The organism is Mycobacterium sp. SMC-4 (assembly GCF_025263265.1).
Taxonomy (GTDB): Bacteria; Actinomycetota; Actinomycetes; order Mycobacteriales; family Mycobacteriaceae; genus Mycobacterium.
Genome location: NZ_CP079869.1, coordinates 3,385,753 through 3,407,929 on the forward strand (window position 1 = coordinate 3,385,753; position 22,177 = coordinate 3,407,929).

At 67.5% G+C, this 22,177-nt stretch carries 19 protein-coding genes, 2 tRNA genes and 1 pseudogene; 7 read left to right on the top strand and 15 right to left on the bottom strand.

Annotation, left to right across the window (positions count from 1 at the left end):
- Positions 1–244 precede the first annotated feature (244 nt).
- Together KXD98_RS16095 and KXD98_RS16100 are read right to left on the bottom strand one after the other, a co-directional pair.
- Entirely contained in the window at positions 245–592 is a 348-nt protein-coding gene (locus tag KXD98_RS16095) for a cupin domain-containing protein (protein ID WP_260765236.1), read from the bottom strand.
- Between the two features lie 176 nt (positions 593–768).
- Positions 769–1,140: a hypothetical protein gene (locus tag KXD98_RS16100; protein ID WP_260759372.1), complete on the bottom strand. Its 372-nt coding sequence runs from the start codon at positions 1,138–1,140 to the stop codon at positions 769–771.
- Positions 1,141–1,266: 126 nt separating this feature from the next.
- Here KXD98_RS16100 and KXD98_RS16105 point away from each other — a divergent pair, with 126 nt between their 5' ends.
- A complete protein-coding gene (locus tag KXD98_RS16105) occupies positions 1,267–2,238 on the top strand; it encodes an IS481 family transposase (protein ID WP_043988055.1) in 972 nt (323 codons plus the stop codon).
- A gap of 445 nt (positions 2,239–2,683) precedes the next feature.
- Positions 2,684–3,562, top strand: coding sequence for an alpha/beta fold hydrolase (locus KXD98_RS16110; RefSeq protein ID WP_260759373.1), 879 nt, complete (start codon positions 2,684–2,686; stop codon positions 3,560–3,562).
- Positions 3,563–3,570: 8 nt separating this feature from the next.
- Here the strand turns inward: KXD98_RS16110 and KXD98_RS16115 are convergent.
- The 6 genes from KXD98_RS16115 to KXD98_RS16140 form a co-directional block, all read right to left on the bottom strand.
- Positions 3,571–3,644, bottom strand: a tRNA-Ile gene (locus tag KXD98_RS16115).
- A gap of 39 nt (positions 3,645–3,683) precedes the next feature.
- Positions 3,684–4,526, bottom strand: coding sequence for a carboxymuconolactone decarboxylase family protein (locus KXD98_RS16120; RefSeq protein ID WP_260759374.1), 843 nt, complete (start codon positions 4,524–4,526; stop codon positions 3,684–3,686).
- Between the two features lie 7 nt (positions 4,527–4,533).
- Positions 4,534–5,907, bottom strand: a complete 1,374-nt coding sequence (locus tag KXD98_RS16125; protein WP_260759375.1) for a TldD/PmbA family protein — start codon at positions 5,905–5,907, stop codon at positions 4,534–4,536.
- Positions 5,904–7,421, bottom strand: a complete 1,518-nt coding sequence (locus KXD98_RS16130) for a TldD/PmbA family protein (RefSeq protein ID WP_260759376.1) — start codon at positions 7,419–7,421, stop codon at positions 5,904–5,906. Before KXD98_RS16130 ends, KXD98_RS16125 begins: the two co-directional genes overlap by 4 nt.
- Before the next feature lie 28 nt (positions 7,422–7,449).
- Complete coding sequence (locus KXD98_RS16135) at positions 7,450–8,289, bottom strand: energy-coupling factor transporter transmembrane protein EcfT (protein ID WP_260759377.1); 840 nt, start codon at positions 8,287–8,289, stop codon at positions 7,450–7,452.
- Entirely contained in the window at positions 8,286–10,340 is a 2,055-nt protein-coding gene (locus KXD98_RS16140) for a DUF2232 domain-containing protein (protein WP_260759378.1), read from the bottom strand. The genes KXD98_RS16135 and KXD98_RS16140 overlap by 4 nt, the downstream gene beginning before the upstream one ends.
- A gap of 108 nt (positions 10,341–10,448) precedes the next feature.
- On the opposite strand from KXD98_RS16140, the gene KXD98_RS16145 reads away from it, so the two are divergent.
- Both KXD98_RS16145 and KXD98_RS16150 read left to right on the top strand, forming a co-directional pair.
- Positions 10,449–10,892, top strand: a complete 444-nt coding sequence (locus tag KXD98_RS16145; protein ID WP_260759379.1) for a MarR family winged helix-turn-helix transcriptional regulator — start codon at positions 10,449–10,451, stop codon at positions 10,890–10,892.
- 32 nt (positions 10,893–10,924) lie between these two features.
- Complete coding sequence (locus KXD98_RS16150; RefSeq protein ID WP_260759380.1) at positions 10,925–12,136, top strand: MFS transporter; 1,212 nt, start codon at positions 10,925–10,927, stop codon at positions 12,134–12,136.
- A gap of 4 nt (positions 12,137–12,140) precedes the next feature.
- Here the strand turns inward: KXD98_RS16150 and KXD98_RS16155 are convergent, their stop codons facing one another.
- Positions 12,141–12,875: a VIT1/CCC1 transporter family protein gene (locus KXD98_RS16155; protein WP_260759381.1), complete on the bottom strand. Its 735-nt coding sequence runs from the start codon at positions 12,873–12,875 to the stop codon at positions 12,141–12,143.
- Positions 12,876–12,975: 100 nt separating this feature from the next.
- Between KXD98_RS16155 and KXD98_RS16160 the strand changes: the two genes are divergently transcribed.
- Positions 12,976–14,937, top strand: coding sequence for an acyl-CoA dehydrogenase (locus KXD98_RS16160; RefSeq protein ID WP_260759382.1), 1,962 nt, complete (start codon positions 12,976–12,978; stop codon positions 14,935–14,937).
- Between the two features lie 10 nt (positions 14,938–14,947).
- Here KXD98_RS16160 and KXD98_RS16165 read toward each other — a convergent pair whose 3' ends face one another.
- The 3 genes and pseudogenes from KXD98_RS16165 to KXD98_RS16180 all read right to left on the bottom strand — a co-directional run bounded on the left by KXD98_RS16165 (position 14,948) and on the right by KXD98_RS16180 (position 16,091).
- Entirely contained in the window at positions 14,948–15,418 is a 471-nt protein-coding gene (locus tag KXD98_RS16165) for an LppP/LprE family lipoprotein (protein WP_260759383.1), read from the bottom strand.
- Between the two features lie 47 nt (positions 15,419–15,465).
- Positions 15,466–15,805, bottom strand: a pseudogene (locus KXD98_RS28565) (type II toxin-antitoxin system HicB family antitoxin).
- 210 nt (positions 15,806–16,015) lie between these two features.
- Positions 16,016–16,091, bottom strand: a tRNA-Asn gene (locus KXD98_RS16180).
- 154 nt (positions 16,092–16,245) lie between these two features.
- Here KXD98_RS16180 and KXD98_RS16185 point away from each other — a divergent pair.
- On the top strand, positions 16,246–16,491 hold the full coding sequence (locus KXD98_RS16185) for a hypothetical protein (protein ID WP_260759386.1): 246 nt from the start codon (positions 16,246–16,248) through the stop codon (positions 16,489–16,491).
- Here KXD98_RS16185 and KXD98_RS16190 read toward each other — a convergent pair.
- The 3 genes from KXD98_RS16190 to KXD98_RS16200 all read right to left on the bottom strand — a co-directional run bounded on the left by KXD98_RS16190 (position 16,488) and on the right by KXD98_RS16200 (position 20,108).
- The gene (locus tag KXD98_RS16190; protein WP_260759387.1) at positions 16,488–16,784 is read right to left on the bottom strand and encodes a hypothetical protein; all 297 of its coding nucleotides are present in this window, start codon (positions 16,782–16,784) and stop codon (positions 16,488–16,490) included. The two genes, KXD98_RS16185 and KXD98_RS16190, sit on opposite strands and share 4 nt — an antisense overlap.
- A 96-nt stretch (positions 16,785–16,880) precedes the next feature.
- Positions 16,881–18,803: a DNA primase gene (gene dnaG / locus KXD98_RS16195; RefSeq protein ID WP_260759388.1), complete on the bottom strand. Its 1,923-nt coding sequence runs from the start codon at positions 18,801–18,803 to the stop codon at positions 16,881–16,883.
- A 9-nt stretch (positions 18,804–18,812) separates the two neighbouring features.
- Complete coding sequence (locus KXD98_RS16200) at positions 18,813–20,108, bottom strand: deoxyguanosinetriphosphate triphosphohydrolase (protein WP_260759389.1); 1,296 nt, start codon at positions 20,106–20,108, stop codon at positions 18,813–18,815.
- Positions 20,109–20,162: 54 nt separating this feature from the next.
- On the opposite strand from KXD98_RS16200, the gene KXD98_RS16205 reads away from it, so the two are divergent.
- Positions 20,163–22,169 carry a TPM domain-containing protein gene (locus tag KXD98_RS16205; protein ID WP_260759390.1) on the top strand — a complete coding sequence of 669 codons (2,007 nt, stop codon included), beginning with the start codon at positions 20,163–20,165 and terminating at the stop codon, positions 22,167–22,169.
- Positions 22,170–22,177 lie beyond the last annotated feature (8 nt).

The window sequence follows — 22,177 nt, forward strand, 5'->3', positions numbered from 1 at the left end:
TACCTCAGTATCGCCGCCAGGGAGGCCGCTCCGCTGAATCGGTGGCTGCGCTCTCCGGCCGTAGCGGTCGGAGACCGACAGCCAGGGCTGGGACCTGGGCAAAGTCGGCTGATCCCCTTCGGCGTCGCCCGTGCCACGAACGTCGCCGGCAGGGCCCGGCGTCGCGGCGCGACCGCGACCGACCCCTTTCGGCAATATCGCCGCGATGCCCCAACCGATATCCGCGGGCATCGGTGCATCGGGCCTACCCGATTGCTTCGCGGGTGCCAGGGACGACCGTCAACAGGATCACCGAGTCCTCGAGCACATCGAGACTGTGTCGCTCGAGCGGGAGCAGGATGTACTCGCCGGCCGACAGCTCGGCCGACCCGTGCTGCGCCTGCAGACGGACCCGCCCGCGCAGCACCTGAAGTGTTGCCTCACCGGGGCTTTCGTGCTCGTCGAGACCGTGGCCGGCGGCCAGGGCGATCAGGGTCTGCCGCAGGGAATTCTCCTGGCCGCTGTACACCGTGTGGCCGGACCGACCCGAGTTGGCCGTGCGAGCCTGCTCGAGCTGCTTGTCGGCGAGCTCATTCAAAGAGATGACATCCACGTGCCGTTTCACCGTCCTTCATCGTCGTTGGTTTGCCACCGGTGTCTTCACCGGTGTCACCGGTGCGGCGTGACGACCTCGCCTCGTCGTCTCACCTTAGCGATGTCCTGACAGGGCGACCGACATGACGGCGAAGAGCCGCCCCGCGCGTGGCGGGGCGGCTCCTCTGCGGGTGTTTAGAGGCGCACGAACAGGCTCGCTTCGGCGTCCCAGACACCCCAGGCGTTCAGCTCCGGGTTCCAGACGATCGTCAATCCCTCGGCCCAATTCGGCAGCGCGGGCAGCGGCGGAGCACCGACCGGCGGCAGGACCGGATTGACGACCCAGCCCGGTACCTCGGGCAGCAGGATGCGGTCCTGCGGCATCGGGCCACCATGCCCCGGAGGCGGCAGGTACCCCAGACCCGGAGGCAGCGGGTTGCCGGGCAGCCCGGCGTTGACGCCGGGCCCCGGGATCACCGACGGCAGACCGGGGACGCCGTTTCCGTTTCCGTTGCGGTCCGAGTTACCGGGATTGGGCTTCGGCCCCGGCGGGTCGGCCAGCGCCAACCCGGCACCAAGGCCTAGGTGTAACTCCCAGACAGGTTGTGAACGGCGTGGTGAGCGGAAGTAGGTGAGGACCTCCGGTATCGGTGTGGTTACCAAACACGCACATCCGATTACCGAGAGGTCCTCATGGTCCACGCTAATGCTTCGTTGACTCCTCGTGGGCGGTTGCGGCTTGCGCAGGCGGTTGTTGATCAGGGCTGGAGTTTGCGGCGCGCGGCTGAGCGGTTCCAATGTTCGGTGGCCACAGCCAAGAAATGGGCCGACCGTTATCGCGACGGTGGCGAAGCAGCGATGGTAGACCGGCCCAGCCGGCCGCATCGCAGTCCGTTGCGGTTGCCGAAACGACGTGAGCGGCGCATCGTCAACCTGCGCTTCACCCGGCGCTGGGGCCCACATCGCATCGCCGCTTACCTGCACCTGCCACGCTCGACCGTTGAGGCGGTGCTGCGCCGCTACCGGATGCCATTGCTGCGGCACCTGGACCAAAACACCGGGTTACCGGTACGCCGGCCCAAACCCCGCCGCTATGAGCACCCGGCTCCCGGCGACTTGGTCCATGTCGACGTCAAGAAACTGGGCCGCATCCCCGACGGGGGCGGCCATCGCAAGCTGGGTCGCCAAGCCGGCCGGCGCAACCGCTGCGGCATGGGATACACGTTCTTGCACCACGCCGTTGATGACCACTCCCGGCTGGCCTACTCCGAGGACCTCACCGACGAACGCAAAGAAACCGCCGCGGGATTCTGGAAACGCGCCAACGCGTTCTTCGCCGACCACGGCATCACCGTCAAACGAGTGTTGACCGACAATGGATCCTGTTACCGGTCAAAGAATTTCGCTGAAGCGCTCGGCCCCGACATCACCCACAAGAGGACCCGGCCCTACCGGCCACAGACCAACGGCAAAGTCGAGCGATTCAACCGCACCCTGACCACCGAATGGGCCTATGCGCAGACCTACCGCTCTGAGGCCGAACGCGCCGGAACCTACCAGCACTGGCTGCATCACTACAATCACCACCGACCCCACACCGGCATCGGCGGAATGACACCAATCGAGCGCCTACGCGTTCACAACCTACCCGTGAAGAACACCTAGGCCGCCCATACCGAGCATGCCGGCGGTGGCAATCCCTGCTGCGAGCTTCTTCGTGTTCATCACTAACTCCTTACTCCGTTCGAGGCTGCGGTACGACTCCGACTGGCAACACAGTCCTCGTCCGTTCGATGTGCATATGACCGTTGCCGCCATCAGTGACGGCCAACCGTCCGACCCCCGTCACGGAGAACTATGGCCATATTCGCTCATTGCTAAACCGTTCCTGCACAGCGGAATTAGCTAACCAAGCTAGCCATTGAGCGCCCCGGCGGTCGGCCGTCAATGGATTTGCTGGGACTTCACAAGAATGTGTAACGATCAACGTCTGGCAACCGATATTGCGCTATCGCGTCGAAACTGCGATCGTGAGTCGGCCCACTGTCGACGATAAAAGGCCGGGTAACGGGTAATCGTGCAGAGCTGGCGCAGAGGAGACGGCCCCCTTATGAGCTCGACGAAGTTTCTCGACCTACACGGTGATCGCCTCGCCTACCAGGACGCCGGCGGCGGTGAAGACACGCTGCTGCTCATCCACGGCATGGCGGGGAGCTCGGCGACCTGGCGGGAGGTGATCCCGCAGCTGGCCAAAAACTACCGCGTCGTGGCCCCGGACCTCCTCGGCCACGGCCAGTCGGCCAAACCGCGCAGCGATTACTCACTCGGCGCATTCGCCGTGTTACTGCGTGACTTCCTCGATGAGCTAGGCATCACGCGCGCCACGGTCGTCGGGCAATCGCTCGGCGGCGGAGTGGCGATGCAGTTCGTCTACCAGCATCCGGATTACTGCGAGCGTTTGGTGTTGATCAGCAGCGGCGGTCTGGGTCCTGACGTGGGTTGGACGCTTCGGCTGCTGTCGGCTCCAGGTGCCGAGCTGTTGTTGCCGGTCATCGCGCCCACCCCGGTAGTGAGCGTCGGCAACAAGCTGCGTTCCTGGCTGTCGGCCGGCGGAATTCAGTCACCGCGCGGCGCGGAAATGTGGAGCGCCTACTCCTCGTTGTCCGATTCTGCCACCCGTCAGGCCTTCCTCAAGACGCTGCGTTCGGTCGTCGACTATCGCGGCCAGTCGGTCAGCGCACTGAATCGACTCCACCTGAAGGCCGAGTTGCCGACGATGGTCATCTGGGGAGACGAGGACCGCGTCATCCCGGTGGAGCACGGCTACGAGGTGCAAGCCGCACTTCCAGAATGCCGGCTGGAGGTGCTGCCAGGGGTGGGTCACTTCCCGCACGTGGAGCGTCCGTTCGAGGTGGTCGAGCTGCTCGAGAACTTCATCAAGACGGCGTCGGCGTCGCGTCAGGCGACCGAGTCCCCAGGCGGCGAATAAATCCGACGTGGGGCGGGCGGGGCTCGAACCCGCGACCAACGGATTATGAGTCCGCGGCTCTAACCGACTGAGCTACCGCCCCCGGCGCAGCTGCGCGGCCACCATGTTCCCATACCGCCGTTCAGGCGAAGATCGTCTGGCCCGTCTCGTCGACTTCGTAGCGTTCGGTACCTTCGGTGACCCGCGGCGCGTCGGCCCCCAGCGAGACCATGATTTTGTTCGCGGCGTTGCGCATCACGTCGAGGGTGATCTCCAGCTGCTGGTTGCCGCTGAAGTGGGTGTGCATGCCCGCCACCACCGCCTCGTCGATGCGCGACGGCGTCCAGACCAGCGCATCGACATAGCGCAGCGCCGCTTTGTGGGCACCTGAGAGCAGCTCGGATTTCTCGTAGTCGGCGATCTGGCCGTACAGGTCCTCGCTGCCGCCCGCGTCGAGGGCATGTCCTTCGCGCAGGGACTTGCACAGCCGGCAATTGTGGGCGGCCGCGCCGCGCAGCCGGACCACTTCGGTGGTGACGGCGTCGAGCTCGCGCAGTCGCGCGACCGCCGGCACGAACCCGGCCAACAGCACCTCGGCGGGATCGGTCTCGGGCTGCCACGCCACGTCGGTCACCTGTCCGGGTGTGCCGAGCCCCAGCGCGGCACACCCGGCCCACACCCGCGGGACGAAATCGGCGACGAATACCGCCAGCACGGTACGAAAAGCACGGTCTCCAAATGTTTCCAGGAAATGCTGACGTTGCTGGTCGCCGATGCCGGTGACGTCGACGCAGAACTGCTCGGCCAAGCCGGCCAGCACCCGATCCTGCGCGCTGAGTTCGTCCACCACGTCGCCGGGCATCGGTAGCGGCGGCAATGACAGCGTGCGCCCGCACGTCAGGCGGATGAGTGTATCGGCGTGCGGGTCACCCGAGGACAACGCGACCAGTTGGGCCAGGAGTTCGGGTACCGCGGAATCGGTCACGGACCGATTATTGCGCCTGGCTGACCGAGGACATGTGGAAGTCGGGGATCCGCAGGGAGGGCATCTGGGCGCGGGTGGCCCAGTCGCCCCATTCGCGCGGCAGCGTGAACTCGCTGACACCGACTTCGGTGGCGCGCCGCAACAGGTCCAGCGGACTCTCGTTGAAGCGGAAGTTGTTCACCGCCGCGCTGACTTCGCCGTCCTCGACCAGATACACCCCGTCTCGGGTCAGCCCGGTCATCAACAGCACCGACGGGTCAACCTCGCGCATGTACCAGAAGGTGGTCAGCAGCAATCCGCGCTCGGTGCCGGCGATCATGTCCGCCAAGGTGGCCGAACCGCCGGTCATCAGCAGGTTGTCGGCGCCGACCGCCACCGGCGCGGCGAATTCGGCTGCTGCAGCGCGTGGATAGGCCAGCGCGTTGATCACACCATCGCGGATCCAGTCGACCCGTCCGATGTCCATGCCGTTGTCGAACACCGACGACCGCTCCGAGGACGTCGAGACTGCCACGAACGGAGTGCACTCCAGGCCGGCTGCCCAAGGATCGGAGTACATGGTCAGCGGCAGCGACGTGAGCTTCTCCCCCACCCGGGTGCCGCCGCCCTGAGCCGAGAGCGCTGTGCGTCCTTCGTGGGCGCCCCGGCCGCTCATCATCCACGACAGGTAGATCATGATGTCGGCCACCGTCGAGGGCGGCATGATCGTTTCGTAACGCCCGGCCGGCAATTCGATCCTCCGCTGCGCCCACGACAGCCGGGTGGCGAGCTCGTCGAGCAGCGATTCGGTGGGCACGGCGACAAAATCGGGCGTACTGACGCCCGCCCACGCGCTGGCGCCCCCGCGTTTGGCGTTGATCTCCACCGACCCGGTCGGCTGGGTGTAGCGCCGCCGCACTCCGCCCGACGTCGCGACGAACGTGGTTTCCAGGATGTGCCGCGCATAGCCGAAAAGCGTGTCGCTGCCTCGGAATCCGCGCGTCAACCCCTCGGCGACGCCGAGGAACACGTCCACCCCGGTGCCTGCGACCGGGGCGTCCCAGTCGGGCGGCTCGTCACCGGCCGGTAGCGGGGGCGCCGCATCGCGGGCCGCGGTCGCAGACGACGCGGCCCGCTGCGACGCCGCGACCAGATCGGCCACGACGGCCGGGTCGGCGGCACTGGAGCGCACCGACCCGACGTGTGCACTCTCACCGCGGCGCACGATGGAGATGACCGTGATCGTCCGGCTGGTCGACTCACCATTGGTGGTCATGGTGTTGTTGGCCCACCGCAGCGCGGCATCGACGCGGTCGGTGACCACGACGATGGTCTCATCGGCCTGCCCGAGCCGGCGGGCCTGGTCCAGGGCGAGCTCGACCACCTGGTGCGCGCCGATCATCGGCCCGCCTCTTCCCGGGTGTTGAGCACGTTGACACCCCGGAACAATGCCGAGGGACAACCGTGGCTGACCGGGGCGACCTGACCGGGTTGGGCCTTGCCGCAGTTGAATGCGCCGCCCAGCCGCCAGGTCGAGGGTCCGCCGACCGCCTCCAGCGCCCCCCAGAACTCCGTGGTGGTCGCCTGATACGCCACGTCACGCACCTGTCCGTCGAGTCTGCCATCACGAATCCGGAAGAAGCGCTGCCCGGTGAACTGGAAGTTGTACCGCTGCATGTCAATCGACCAGCTCTTGTCCCCGACGACGTAGATGCCGTCGGCGACTCGTGCGATCAAGTCGTCGGTGCCGACGTCGTCGGGGGCCGGCTGCAAGGACACGTTGGCCATCCGCTGGATCGGCACATGATGGGCGGAGTCGGCGTAGGAACATCCGTTGGAGCGCTGCACCCCGAGTCGCGGCGCGAAGACGCGGTCGAGCTGATAGCCGACAAAAATCCCGTCGCGCACCAGATCCCAGCTCTGCGCCTGCACCCCTTCATCATCGAAACCCACTGTCGCCAAACCGTATTCGATGGTGCGATCGGCGGTGACGTTCATCACCGGCGACCCGTAGCGCATGCTGCCGAGCTTGTCCGGAGTGGCGAACGACGTTCCGGCGTAAGCCGCTTCGTAACCGATGGCGCGGTCGTACTCGGTGGCATGACCGATCGACTCGTGAATGGTCAGCCATAAGTTGGTCGGGTCGATCACCAGATCGGTCGGGCCGGCCGCCACGCTGGGCGCTTTGGCCTTCTCGGCCAGCAACTCCGGCAGTTGCGCGAGCTCGGTGCTCCAGTCCCACACATCGTCGCCTGCCACGGCCTCCCACCCTCGCGCTGACGGCGGAGCCAGGGTGCGCATGGTGTCGAACGTGCCGGCGGCCGGATCCACCGCGACCGCCTCGAGGGTGGGGTGGATCCGGACTCGTTGCTGAGTGATCGAGGACCCGAACGAGTCGGCGTAGAAGGTCTGTTCCTTGGCCGACTGGAACGCCGCCGACACGTGATCCACGCCATCGGAGGCCAGCAGCCGGCCCGAGTAGTCGTCGAGAACGGCAATCTTCTCCTGTCCCGGGACCCCGAACGGGTCGATCAGGTAGTCCGACACCCAACGCACATCCCGGTAGACGGGTTCGGGGGCCAACACGATGCGTTCGGCGTTCAGCGCCGCCAGCGCGGTGGCCACCCGGACGGCCCGCCGTGCCGTCTCGGCGGCAGCGTCGGTGTCGAGTTCGGCGTGCGCGGCGAAACCCCACGCGCCGTCGACGATGACCCGCACCGCCAGTCCGATCTCGTAGTCCACCACCGCGTTCTCCAACGCACCGTCGCGCAGCTGGACCGTCTCGGTGGTGATCGCGTGGATACGGATGTCGGCATACTCAGCGCCGGCCTGCCGGGCGGCTGCCAGCGCGGCATCGGCGAGCGCATGCCGCGGTAGGGCCAGGAAATCGGCGTCGACGGGATGAGAGGCGTTCACGCACCCCACCGTAACGGCTTGCAGCGGCTCAGCGCCGGGTGCCGCTGGTGCCCAGCACGGTCAGCTCCAGCGCCAGCGCGGCGCCGCAGATGACCGTCACGATCGCGTACGCGATCCAGTCGCGCCGCTGCGGACGCGACGGGGCAGCCGAGATCTGTCCGGCGCCGCCGCGGGCAGTGATCGCATCGCCCATCTCGTCGGCGCGACGCAGCGCCACGGTGATCGCAGCGGCCAGGAGATCGATCATCTCCGCCGCCCAGCGCCGCCACCGTGCGCGGCCGTCCCGGTCGACTTCCCGCGGTCGCAGACTACGCGCCGCAAAGAGCACCCGGAATTCGTCGATCAGCATCGGAAAAGCGCGTAGCGCCAACGCCAGAGCCACCGCCCAGTCGTTGACAGGGATCCGCAACGCAAGCAGCGGGCGACCCAATACGGCGACCGCGGGCGCGATCTCGGCAACATTGGTGGTCCAGGACACCAGCGCGCCCAGCCCCAACAGCACGACCGTCAGCGCGGCGATGCGCAGGAAGTTCAACAAACCGCCGAGCCCGATCTCCACGGTGCCCACAGTGATCTCCGGACTGCCGCCGGCGAACGCCGCGGTGACCGCACCGAGAACGACCAGGAACCACAACCAGCCCGGGATGGTGGGCAGGACGCCGCGGGGGATGCGGGCCAGGATGGCCGCCAGCGCGATGAGTATGGCCACCGCACCGATCGGGACCCAGCCCGGATAGAACGTCAACAGCACGCCGATCGCACCGACGATGAGCAGCTTCGAGCCGGCCCACAGATCGTGCATGACGGTGCGGCCGGGAATCGGCCGCAGCAACACGACTTCGCGGCGCTGCTTACGGGGCGTGGTCATGACAGCCCTCCGGCAGATGTGGGTGCCGGCGCGAGCCTGCCGTCGGCCATGTGCAGCGTGCGTGGGCACAGGCTTTCCAGTCCCGCGAAATCGTGCGAGATCACCACGACGGTCAGCCGGGTGCGACGACGCAGATCTTCCAAAAGTCGGACCAGGCCTTCCTGGGATTCGGCGTCCAACCCGGCCAAAGGCTCGTCGAGAATCAGCGCCCGTGGCGAGCGGGCCAGCAACCCGGCCAGCACCACGCGCCGCATCTGCCCGCCACTGAGCTGGTCGATACGCCGGGTCGCCAGCTCCGGATCCAGCCCCACCGAGTCCAGCGCCTCGTTGACCCGCGCTCGATTACGACGGGAAAACCCCGCGGTAGAGGCGATCTCGTGATCAACCCGGCTGCGCATCAGCTGCAGCCTGGCTGCCTGGAAGGAGATGGCCACGGCGCCGATCTGATCGGACACCGGGGCGCCGTCGAGCAGACAACTGCCCACGGTGGGCACCGTCAAGCCCGCCATGATCCAGGCCAGGGTGGACTTGCCGGAACCGTTGAGGCCGTGGATGAGCACCCCGTCGCCTTCGTGCACCGCGAAGTCGATGTCGCTGAGCGCCGCCTTGGCCCAGGGGGTGCCGCTGCCGTACTCGTGGCTGACGCCGTTGAGCTCCAGCACCGGCGCCCCGCGCCCCGCATCGGCGTCTGCACCCGCAGCGGGCACCTCGGCGGTGGCCACGAGATCCGGGACTGTGCGCGCTGTCGCAGAGCCGTTGCCCGTCAGGTGCACGGTGCGGTCGGCGGCATCGGCTTCGTCGTTGTAGTGGGTGATGTGCACCAGCGCCGTGCGGTGGCGTGTGGTCAATTCCGACAGCACCGACATCAGCGCGTCGCGGCCCTCTTGGTCGACCATGCTGGTCACCTCGTCGGCGATCAGCAGCGACGGGTCGCGGGCCAGCGCGGCGGCCACCGACAGCCGCTGCAGCTCACCGCCGGACAGTCCGCCGGTGGCGCGCTCGGCGAGGCCGTCCAACCCGACCTCGCCCAGCAGCGCGTCGACGTCGATGGCTGCACCGGGCGGCAGGCCCCACACCACGTCGTCGGCCACGCGGGTACCCAGCACCTGACTTTCGGGATGCTGCATCACCACCGCGGTGCCCCCGCGCTTTCCGAGGCCCACCGCACCCGGGCGGTGCACCGTTCCGGCTGTCGGTTCTCGTCCGGCCAGCAGCAACATCAAAGTCGTCTTGCCGGAACCGTTGGCGCCGGTGACGGCCACGTGCTCACCGGGCTGCACGTTCAGCGACACCGGCCCAAGCGCGTCGTGCTCGGCCGACGGGTAGCGGAACCGGATGTCGCGCATCGTCAGCGGGACGGGGGCGATCTCACCCTGGTCCACCGGGGTTTCGAGCTTGTGCACGTCGGGCACGCCGAGCAGCCGCGACATCACCCGCGACAGCGCCCACCATCCGATCAGACTGACCATGGTGATCGAGAAGATGCCGGACGCGAAGAACAACAGCTGCCAGTAGTTCAGCGCGTTCGCGAAGTCGCGGGTGAGTCGGTCTGCGGCACCTTCCATCCCGGGGATCCGGGAGAGCACTGCGGCGGCGCCGTCGATGTTGGCGGTGACGGTGTCGAAAATGAGGGTGCGTAGCCGGCTCAGGATCGTCAGCGCCACCACGATGGCGGCGCCGAAGACCGCACCGGCCACCAGCGCAGCAGCGATCACCGTCGGCGTGCCGCGGCCCCGGCGTTTGACGATGCCGGTCAGCCCCCCGATGTAGGCGCAGTTGAGCACCGTCATGAAGCCGCCCATGCCGGCGATCAGAAACGCGATCAGTCCGCCGGCCACCAACGCGGTGAGCAACACCCGCAACCGGTAGCGGTAGGCCAGCAGCGCCATCGGCACCGTGCCCAGGACGGACAATGCCGCGGCGAACGGCACGACGACGGCGATGATCGCGATGGCAGCACACAACGCTGCCATCACCGCTGCCTGTGCAAGCTCGACCGGTTGAAGGGAACCAGTCCGTCGCGAGGCCTTCGCCGGGCCGGCCGAGGTCATTTCACGATTCTGCCAGCCGCCCTGCGCACCGCTTCAGCCGCGGGTTGTGAGCAGCGCCACCTTTGCGGGGTTTGATTTGCATAGTTTCTCTATGCAAATATGGGCGCCATGTCGTCCACTCTCGGCGCCGACCTGCTCTCCGTCGTTGCGCGACTCAACCGACTGACCAACCAGCGGGTGCGACGCATGCCGCTGCCGTTCGCGCAGGCGCGGCTGCTGTCGACGATCGAGGACCAGCGCGAAGCCCGTATCTCCGATCTCGCCGCGCTCGACCATTGCTCGCAGCCGACGATGACCACGCAGGTGCGCCGCCTCGAAGACGCCGGCCTGGTCACTCGCACCGCCGATCCGCTGGATGCCCGCGCGGTGCTGATCCGGATCACCGCCGACGGGGTCGCCGCGTTGCGTCAGGCGCGCGCTGATCGCGGCGCAGCCCTCGAGCCCTATCTGGAGCGGCTCAGCGACGCCGACCGCAACTGCTTGACCAACGCGGTCGACGTGATGCGCCGCCTGATCGAAGACGCCACCATGCCGCACACCGCAGCACGCTGACCGACGCACCACCGTAAGGAGGATCACGCCGTATGTGGCGTCAACCCAAGGCCGTCTGGGCCGTTGCGTTCGCCTCGGTCGTCGCCTTCATGGGTATCGGCCTCGTCGACCCCATCCTCAAGCCGATCGCCGACAACCTCGGCGCCACGCCGTCTCAGGTGTCTCTGCTGTTCACCAGCTACATGGTGGTGATGGGGGTGGCGATGCTGATCACCGGTGTGGTGGCCAGCCGGATCGGGCCCAAGCGCACGCTGCTGCTCGGGTTGGTGATCATCATCGCCGGCGCCGGTCTGGCCGGGCTGAGTGAGACGGTCACCGAGATCGTCGGCTGGCGGGCCCTGTGGGGCCTGGGCAACGCGCTGTTCATCGCCACCGCACTGGCGACCATCGTCAGTTCTGCGCGCGGATCGGTGGCGCAGGCGGTGATCCTCTACGAAGCCGCACTCGGCGTCGGGATCGCGGTCGGACCACTGGTCGGTGGCCTGCTCGGCTCGATCTCGTGGCGCGGTCCGTTCTTCGGGGTCTCGGCGCTGATGGTGGTCGCCGTGGTGGTAACCGCCGTGCTGTTGCCCTCGACGCCCCCGACCGGCCGCGCCACCACGCTGGCCGACCCGTTCCGGGCTCTCCGGCATCGTGGCCTGTTCGGCGTCGCAATCACCGCGCTGCTGTACAACTTCGGGTTCTTCACCCTGCTGGCGTTCACGCCGTTCCCGCTGGACATGAGCGCCTACGGGATCGGACTGATCTTCTTCGGCTGGGGCGTGGCGCTGGCCGTCACCTCGGTGTTCGTCGCTCCCCGGTTGCAACACCGCTTCGGCACCGTGCGCACGCTGGTTGTCAACCTGCTGCTGATGACCGCGACGCTGGCAGCGATGGCGCTGTGGACCGACCAGAAAGCGGTGCTGGCCGGTTGTGTGGTGGTGGCCGGCCTGTTCATCGGGGTCAACAACACGCTGATCACCGAGACGGTGATGAAGGCGGCGCCGGTCGAACGCGGAGTGGCTTCGGCCGCCTATAGTTTCGTGCGTTTCGGTGGCGCCGCGGTCGCGCCCTGGCTGGCCGGGTTCCTCGGCGAGCGAATCAGTGTGCACCTGCCGTTCTGGGTGGGCGCGGGCGCGGTGCTGCTGGCCGCGGCGGTGCTGCTGCTGACCCGACCCCACCTGTCGGGCATCGACGCCGAGGAATCCGAACTCGACGAGCTCGTCGACGAGGCCCGCGCGCTCACCTCGGGAAGTTCGGGCTGACGCGTCAGCCCACTGCGCCACCGACGAGTAGGCCGACGAGATAGGTCGCCGCGATGGCAATCGCGCCGAGACCCAGCTGACGCACCGCGATCAACGCCGCCGGACGCCGGGTGAACCGCGCCGCGGCCACGCCGGCGAGCAGCAAACCCGCACCGCCGCATGCCAATCCGGCCCACAGCGACGCGTAGCCCAGCAGGTACGGAATCAACGGGATCACCGCGCCGACGGCGAACAGCACGAACGACGACCCAGCGGCAACCCAGGGTGACGGCTTCTCCTCGGGATGCACGCCCAGTTCCTGGACGAGGTGAAAGTTCACCGCTCTGTCCTCATCCCGGTGGATCTCCTCGGAGGCTTTGACCGCGGTGTCGGGCGACACGCCGATGTCGGTGAGCATCTCGACCAGCTCAGCCTTCTCCGCGTCGGGATGCACCCGGAAGGACCGCTTCTCGACGACGACTTCAGAGTCGATCTGCTCGTTGGCCGTGGTCACCGAGGTGTATTCACCCAACGCCATCGAGAACGCACCGGCCAACAGCCCGGCCACACCGCTGATCACCACGGTCTCCGCGCTGGCCGCCGCCGCGACACCGGCGATCAGTGCGGTGTTGCTCACCAAACCGTCCATCGCGCCGAATGTGGCAGCACGCAGCCAGCCGCCGGTGACGTTGGCATGGCGATGATCGGCGACGTGCGGGACGCCCGTCGGCGACTTCGGCGCGTCGTTGCTTGGGGTCATGCGCCAATTCTGCGCCTCTGCGAGTAAGGCAGCTCTCTGAGGATGACCTAGGTTTGTGACATCACAGTTTACGAGGCCTTTTTCGGGATACCGTCGTGTTATGACCACCATCGCCGAGCAGTTGCAGAACTCGTTGGACGGGCGCTTCCGCGACGTGAAGAACAAGATGCGTCACGAACTGGCCCACGAGATCTTCCGGCCCCACTACACACCGAACACCGTCATCGCCCGGACCAAGGTCGCCGAACAGATGCGGATCATGGCCGAGCGCGGTGCGGCCGAGGACGGCTTCAAAAAGGAGCACGGCGGCAACGGTGATGTCGGCTCGGCCGTCACCCAGATCGAAATGCTGGCGATGAGCGATCTGTCGCTGATGGTCAAGGCCGGGGTGCAGTGGGGACTGTTCGGCGGCGCCATCGAGAACCTCGGCACCGAACGCCACCACGAGGCCTACGTGCAGAAGATCATCGACCTCGATCTGCTCGGGTGCTTCGCGATGACCGAGACCGGCCACGGCAGCGACGTACAGTCGCTGGAGACCACGGCCACCTACGATCCGCAGGCCCAGGAGTTTGTGATCGACTCCCCCACCCCGACGTCACGCAAGGACTACATCGGCGGCGCCGCGGAAACCGCACGGGTGGCCGCAGTGTTCGCGCAGCTGATCACTCCGGACGGCACGGTGCACGGCGTGCACTGCTTCGTGGTGCCGATCCGCGACGAAAACGGCAACGACCTTCCCGGGGTGACGACTTCGGACTGTCACTACAAGGGCGGCCTACCCGGAGTGGACAACGGTCGGATCCAGTTCGACAAGGTGCGTGTCCCGCGAACCAACCTGCTCAACAAGTACGCCGATGTCGCACCCGACGGCACCTACAGTTCGCCGATCGAGAACCCGAACCGTCGCTTCTTCACGATGTTGGGCACCCTGATCCGGGGCCGCGTCACCGTCGGCGGAAGTGCCGGCGCCGCAGCCCGGGTGGCGCTGGACATCGCGACGCGATATGCGTTGCAGCGCAGGCAGTTCTCTGACCCCGACGGTGGCGAGGTGTTATTGATGGACTACCTGGTCCACCAGCGCCGGCTGCTGCCGTTGATCGCCCGCTCCTACGCGCTGCAGTTCGCCCAGAACGAGTTGGTGGCCAAATGTCACGAGCTGCAGACTGCCGACGACCCGGATCCCGAGGAGCAACGTGAGCTCGAATCCCGCGCTGCCGGCCTGAAGGCCGCCAATACCTGGCATGCGACCCGCGCGATCCAGGAGGCACGGGAGGCGTGCGGCGGTGCGGGATACATGGCCGAGAACCGGCTGATCGCTTTGAAGGCCGACACCGATGTGTTCACCACCTTCGAAGGTGACAATCACGTGTTGACCCAGTTGGTCGCCAAGGAGTTGCTGACCACCTACGCTGACGACATCAAGAGCATGAGCCCGGTCGAGTGGGTCCGGTTCGCGGCCAACTTCGCCGGCGAGCGGGTGCTCAAACGCACTGCCGCACAGACGATCATGCAGACCATCCTCGACACCCGGCAGGACAACGAGGAAGAGGGAAGCCTGTTCAACCGCGGCACCCAGGTCAAGATGTTCGAGGACCGTGAAGAGTACATGTTGGCCTCGGTGGCGCGTCGGCTGCAGAGCAAGTCCAAGGAGATGAGTGCGTTCGAGGCGTTCAACGCCGTGCAGGACCACGTGCTGCACACCGCGCAGGCGCACATCGACCGCGTCATCCTGGAAGCCTTCGTGGCCGCCATCGACGCCTGCCCGGACGAGCAGACCTGCGAGATTTTGGGCATGGTGTGCGATCTGTACGCGCTGTCGGTGATCGAGGAGGACAAGGCCTGGTTCGTCGAGCACCGCTTCCTGTCGACCGAGCGGGCCAAGGCGGTCACCCGCGGCATCAACGACCGGTGCCGCCGCCTGCGCCCCCATGCCGAACTCCTCGTCGAGGGCTTCGGCATCCCCGCGCAGCTGCGCTACGCCGAGATGCTGCACCCGGAGAACATTCCCGACGCCGACGAGCACAAGCCGCAGGACGCCACCGGTGCGGGCGTGATCTGACGGGCCGGGCTCAGGGGCCCGGGACGGGGTCCAGGACAGTCAGACGGCCTTCTTCCAGAACGACCCGCGCCGACCCGATGCCGGTGGGGCAGCACGGTTGGTCCTGGTTCTGACGCCACTGATATTGCACCAGCGCCGTGCTGTCGCCCTGTGGGATGACCGTGATGTAGGGGCGCGGTTCCGGTGTCGGTGAGCCGACGGGCTCGGTGTCGGCGAAGAACAGCACCTGTTGGGGACTGCCGGGTTCCTCGCCGTCGGTCACCACCACCCAGCGCAACGTGCAGTCCGCGGTGCTGCCGCGGTCGGTGTCGCGCCATTGCCCCGGCCCCAACATGGCGATCTCCGCCTCGATCGCTTCGGCGGCAGGCCCCGGGCCGCACGCCACCGTGGTCGTCGGAGCCGGACCCGAGGGACTCCAGCCGCACGCTGTGGCCATGACCGCGGTGAGAGCCGCGGCGACGAGCGCACCGGGTTTCTTCATACCGCCAAGATACGGTCCACAGATCACGCGGGCCGCGGACACCGCACCTAGTCGATGACCTGCGGCCGGTTGGCCAGCTTCTGCACCACCCACTGATTGAGCGAGACGTGCTGTTCGGCAGCTTCGGTGGTCATCCGCGCGTGCAACTCGGGAGACGTGCGGACCAGGAAAGTGCCGCTGAAGTTGTGGTCGGCCAGTGGCACAGGCGGTTCACCGCCGAAGAGTTCGTCCATGGCGACCAGATAGTCAGTGACCGCCTGCACCGCCCGCGTCAGAGCTTCCGGCGCCGTAGGGCCGGGAATCCCACACCCGGGGCAACTCCAGGCACCGGGCCACGTAATGGTCGTACCGGGAAGACCATTCCACGCGATAGGTGTAGTGGGGCAACTGTTCTGGATCGTCGGACGACACGTTTCGACGCTAAGCCCCCACGACGCGGGGTTGTGACACCGATTTCCCGCGTCACGGCAGTCACTCCTGTCACGGCTGGCCGTAGATGATGGTTCGTCGAATGCGATATCGCATCCGCTATCGCATTTTCCAGACCATGGTCGATCACCTGTAGTGATCCCTGAGACGTACGTGACTGATGGGACGTGGCTCCCCCGGCTGGACTCGAACCAGCAACCCTTCGGTTAACAGCCGAATGCTCTGCCAATTGAGCTACAGGGGATTGCCCTCCCGCGGACACTGTGCCGCGGGCCAGAGAGCACTCTAGCCTACGTCCGCGCGTGGGTGCCAATACGCTCCCGGCCGGGCGGGCGGGGCTGGGTTTGAGGCAGGATGGAGTCCAACCGAACCTCACCCACCCCTTCGGAAGGAGCCTCGTGATCGGGTATGTCGCCGTGTTGGCTGTCGGCTACGTGCTGGGAACCAAGGCCGGCAGACGACGCTACGAACAGATCGCGGGAACCTACCGGGCGGTGACGGCCAGCCCGGCCACCCGGGCGATGATCGACGCGGGACGACGCAAGATCGCCGAGCGGGTATCGCCGGACCCGACATTGGTGCAGCTGACACCAATCGACTCCAACACCGAGGTGCTGGAGCCGGAGGTCAGGAAGTCGCGTTAGCCGATGCTGCGCTGGATGGTGGTTCCCGGCAACAACGGTGGGGTCTGGAAGTAAAGGCCGCCGCCGCCGATACCGACGCGCGGGGTTCCCACCACCGCACCGGAGCCATTGGAGTAGGACATGCAGTTGCCGTCCTCGATGTTGCCGAACCACGCCAGACACTTCGGACCGGCCGTCACTTCTGCGACATCGGTGCTGTTCAGCGTGGTGTAGAGCGGAAAGGCGACGGCCGCAGCCGCGAACACCCCGGCGAGCAGCCGGGTTCGGTTGACCCGGTTCTTGTACACCGACATCTCCTGCTCGTTTCTCCCCGACATTGGTACTCGACCTGACTGGCAGTAACCATAACGCGCCACGACCGACTCTGCAGTCATGACCGTCATGTCGCGCTAGGCCGTCAGGTCGTTACCGCTGGCCTGCTCGAGCAGACTACGCCGGTAGGCCTCCATCGCCACCAGGTCGCCGAACAGTGCGTGGTACTCGTCACCCTGCTCCACGGGTGACATCCGCTGCAGCTTCGACTTCACCTCGGCGATCTGCCGGCCGATCCACACCTCCTGCAACCTGGCCAGCACACCGCCGACGTATCGCGGCAACTGCTCGTCCTCGGCGTTGATGGCGTCCACACCAAGTTCGTTGACCAGCGTCGCCGACTCCGCAGTCGCAACCTGCGAACGCACCGCCTCGATCCACTGGGCCCCGCTCATCCCGGCCGAGGTGCCGCCCGCTGCCCCGATCGCGGCCCGCACCGCCGCGTAGCCGGGATGGGTGAAGCTCTCGGCGGCCAGCGAGTCGAACACCGGGCCGGCCAGCGCCGGATACTGCAGCGCCGCTTTGAGCGCCTCACGCTGCGGCCACAGTGTGGGGTCGGCGGGATCGGGTCGCGCCGGGCCCGAAGGCGCGGTGTCACCGCCGACCGGCCGCGGCTTGACCGTCTCGGCCCGTCGCCGGGACCGCTCCGGCATCCCCCGCTTGCTGGCTTCCTCGCGCACCCGGGACAGCACCTGGCCTTCGTCGCGCCAACCGGTCCACCCCGCCAGCCGGCGTGCATATTCGTCGCGCAGCGCATAGTCGCGGATCCGCGCAACCAACGGCACGCATCGGCGCAGCGCGTCGACTTGCGCGGAGGGATCGTTGTCCAGCACGTCGCCGCTGGGGATCAGGCTGCGGATCGCGAACTCGAACATCGGGATGCGGCGAGCCACCAGGTCCCGCAGTGCCCCATCACCGGATTTCAGCCGTAGATCACAGGGATCCATGCCGTCGGCGGCGATGGCCACGAACGATTTGCCCGCCACCTGCTGGTCACCGTCGAAGGCCTTGAGCGCGGCGGCTTGTCCGGCGGCGTCACCGTCGAAGACGAAAATCAGCTCACCCCGGTACCAGTTGTCGTCCATCATCAACCGGCGCAGCAGCGCCAGGTGGCCGTCGCCGAACGCCGTGCCGCACGACGCGACCGCGGTGGCCTCACCGGCCAGATGCATCGCCATCACGTCGGTGTAGCCCTCGACGACGACCGCGCGGTGTCCTTTGGCAATGTCGCGCCTGGCCAGATCCAGACCGAACAGCACCGCCGACTTCTTGTAGAGCACCGTCTCGGGGGTGTTGACGTACTTGGCTTCCATCGGGTCGTCGTCGAAGATCCGACGCGCACCGAAGCCGATCACCTCACCCCCGCCGGCGCGGATCGGCCACAGCAGGCGCCGATGGAAACGGTCCATCGGACCGCGCCGACCTTCCCGGGACAGCCCCGCAGCCTCGAGCTCCTTGAACTCGAATCCCTTCCGCAGCAAGTGTTTGGTCAGCGAGTCCCAGCCCGGGGGCGCGAAGCCGCAGCCGAACCGGGCGGCCGCCCCGGCGTCGAAGTTGCGATCGAGCAGGTATTGACGCGCCGGCGCGGCATCGGGGCCCTGCAACGCCTCGGCGTAGAACTCCTGCGCGGCGAGGTTGGCGGCCAGCAGCCTGCTGCGGCTGCCGCGGTCGCGTTGCACGTTGGTCGTCGAGCCACCGGTATAGGTGACGGTGTAACCGACGCGGTCGGCGAGCAGCTCGACGGCCTCGACGAAACTGACGTGCTCGATTTTCTGCACGAACGCGTAGACGTCACCGCCCTCACCGCATCCGAAGCAGTGGAAATGTCCGTGGTTGGGCCGCACGTGGAACGACGGCGACTTCTCGTCGTGGAAGGGACACAGACCCTTCAGTGAATCGGCTCCGGCCCGGCGCAGTTGGACGTAGTCGCCGACCAGGTCCTCGATGTTGACCCGCTCGCGGATGGCGGCGATGTCTCGATCTGGAATACGCCCGGCCACCGCGTCAGTCTAGAGGCCGGTTTCCAGGGGCCGGGGCGATCGGGCTTCGTGGACCCGCTCCAGCCGGCCTTCGGTGTAGCTGGCCAGCTGATCGACCACCACGCGCAGTCGTGCGCCGTCGTCGGCAGCGGCGTCGAACTGTGCGGCGAATTGCGGATCGAGACTGCCCGGCGCCTGGCCCCACAGCGTCAACGCCACCTCCTGGATGCGGGTGCGCTGGTCGGCCTGGATCTCCAGATGACGGTGATCGGACATGATGAACTGCAGCGCAAGGGTCTTGAGCACCGCCACCTCGGCGCGCACCAGCGTCGGCACCGCGAGGTCGGCCTCGAAGCGACGCAGCCGACCGGCTCCGGCGGCCTCGCGGGTGGCGCTGACCGCGGCGTTGGCGAACCGTCCGACCAGCTCACTGGTCAGTGTCTTGAGCGCCACCGACGCCGCCAGGGTGCCGTCGAACTTGCCCACCGCAGCGACCACCGGCACCTCTGAGAGGCGTGTGGCGGCTGCCATCAGATCGTCAGGTTCCAGGGTCGGGAACGACCGCGCCCCGACGTGGGCCAGCGCAGCCGCGGCATCGTCGTCAGCCAGCACCCGCAGGTCGATCCGCCCGCTCATCACACCGTCCTCGACGTCGTGCACCGAATAGGCGACGTCGTCGGCCCAGTCCATCACCTGGGCCTCCAGGCACGGCCGCTCCGGCGGCGCGCCGGTACGCACCCAGTCCGCGGCGACCATGTCGTCAGTGGAGAAACCGTCATAGAAGCCGAACTTGCGACGTTCCCCCACCCGCGCCCACGGATACTTCGTCACCGCATCCAGCGCGGCCCGGGTCAGGTTCAGGCCTGCGCTGCGGCCCTGGCTGTCAAGCACTTTGGGTTCCAGCCTGGTCAGGATCCGGAAATTCTGGGCGTTGCCCTCGAAGCCGCCGAACGCCTTGGCGATCTCGTCGAGCGCCCGTTCGCCGTTGTGCCCGTAAGGCGGGTGGCCGATGTCGTGGGCCAACCCCGCGAGGTCGACGAGATCGGGGTCGCATCCCAGCTCCACGGCCATCCCGCGGCCGATCTGGGCCACCTCCAGCGAATGGGTCAACCGGGTGCGTGGTGTGTCCCCTTCGCGTGGGCCGACCACCTGCGTCTTGTCGGCCAGCCGGCGCAGTGCCGCGCAGTGCAGCACGCGGGCGCGGTCGCGCGCGAAGTCCGAGCGGTGCTCGGCGCCGGCGCCGGGCAGCCCGGCCTTCTTGGCCGGCTCGGCCACCAGCCGTTCGCGATCGAACGCGTCGTAGCTGTTCTGCAGTTGAGGGCTCACCGCCCCACAGTCTGCCAGCACGCCGGATTCGATCCGCGCACTACATTGGCCTGTATGCGCACCCCCCGACTACTCGGCATGCTCAGCATGCTCGGTGTCCTGTTCATGACCGCGGCTCTGCTGGCCCCCAGTGTGGGCGCCACACCGCCGATGCGATTGGCCGAATACGTCACCGACGAGGCCAACGCGCTCGACTCCGCGGGCCGCGCCGAGGTCACGCAGGCCGTCGAACGGCTCTACCAACAAGACCGGATCCGGCTGTGGGTGGTCTTCGTCGAGGGCTTCTCCGGACAGAACGCGCAGAGCTGGGCGCAATCGACCTACCGCGCCAGCGATCTGGGCAACCGGGACGCCATCCTGGCGGTGGCCACCGTCGACCGCGCCTATGCATTCCTGGCCCCCACCGACGCACTGCGTGGTGTCGACATCGACCGCATCCGCACCGACGACATCGAACCACTGCTGCGCGACGGCAACTGGGCCGGCGCGGCGGTGGCCGCCGCGGACGGTCTGTCCGGCGACAACCGCTCAGGTGGCTCGGCGAGCTGGACGGGCATGCTGGTCTTTCTGGGCCTGATCGGGATCGCGGTGGTGGTGCTGTTGCTGTGGCAGCGTCGGCGTCGACGCAAGCGCCGTGAAGCCGAGATCGCGGCCGCACAGCGCGTCGACCCAGCCGACCCCAACGCACTGGCAGGTGTCTCACTTGATGCGCTCGACGACCTGTCCCGCCGGATCGTCGTCGAAGTAGACAATGAAGTGCGGACCAGCGAGAGCGAACTGGCACTCGCGGTCGAGGAATTCGGCGAACGCGACACCGCGGCGTTCACCCAGGCCGTGACCAACGCGAGGAACACGCTGGCCCAGGCGCTCAACGTGCGGCAGATTCTCGACGACGCGGTTCCCGAGACACCCCAGCAGCGCCGCGACCTGCTGACCCGGGTGATCGTCGCGGCTGCCAAGGCCGACCGGGAACTGGAAGCCCAGCGCGAGTCCTTCGCCAAACTGCGTGACCTGGTGATCAACGCGCCCACCCGGCTGGACAAGCTGACCCAGCAGATGGTCGACCTGACCGCGCGGTTGGCACCTGCCGAGCAGACGCTGACCGGGCTGCGCTCCCAGTTCTCCGACTCTGCGCTGGCCTCGGTATCGGACAACATCGACGAGGCCCGCGAGCGGTTGGCCTTCGCCGAACGCAGCATCGACACCGGACGTGAGCTGGTCGCGCGCCCGGCCAATCGGCAGATCGGGCTGGTCGACGCGATCCACGCTGCCGAGGCGGCGCTGGGCCAGGCCCGCACATTGCTCGAGGCAGTCGACAGCGCCGCCACCGATATCAACCGTGCGATCAGCAGCCTGCCCGCCGTCATCGCCGATGCCCAGCGAGGGATCAGCCAGGCCGGTGAACAGCTGGCACAGGGCAGGCTGGCGGTGGCCACCGAGCTGAGCGCTGCCCGCGACGCGGCCCTGGAGGCGGTGGCACACGCCCAAAGCGAGGGCAGCACCGATCCGCTCGGAGCCTTCACCCGGTTGACGCAGGCCGACGCCGAGCTGGATCGGTTGCTCGCCGACGTGGAGCAAGAGCGAGAAGCCCACGACCGACTGACCAGGACCTACGATCAGGCGCTGTTCACCGCCCAGTCACGGGTGCGCGCGGTCTCGGACTACATCGACACCCGACGCGGCGTCGTCGGCCCCGAGGCCCGCACCCGATTGTCGGAGGCAGTGCGTCAGCTGCAGGCCGCCCGCGACAAGCGCGAGACCAATCTCAACGAGGCGCTGGCGCACGCCAACGGCGCCGCGATGCTGGCCGGGCAGGCGCAGTCGCTGGCCAACGCCGATGTCACCGCCGCCCAGCGCCATTTCAGCGGGCCGTACGGCGGTGGCGGCGGGGGCGGCCAGATGGGTGCCGTGGTCGGCGGCATCATCCTGGGCAACCTGCTCTCCGGTGCGCTGCGCGGCGGCTTCGGCGGCGGCGGATTCGGGGGCGGCTTCGGCGGTGGCGGATTCAGCGGCGGCGGTGGCGGTTTCGGCGGCCTGGGCGGTGGCGGCGGCCGGTTTTAGGCACGAGC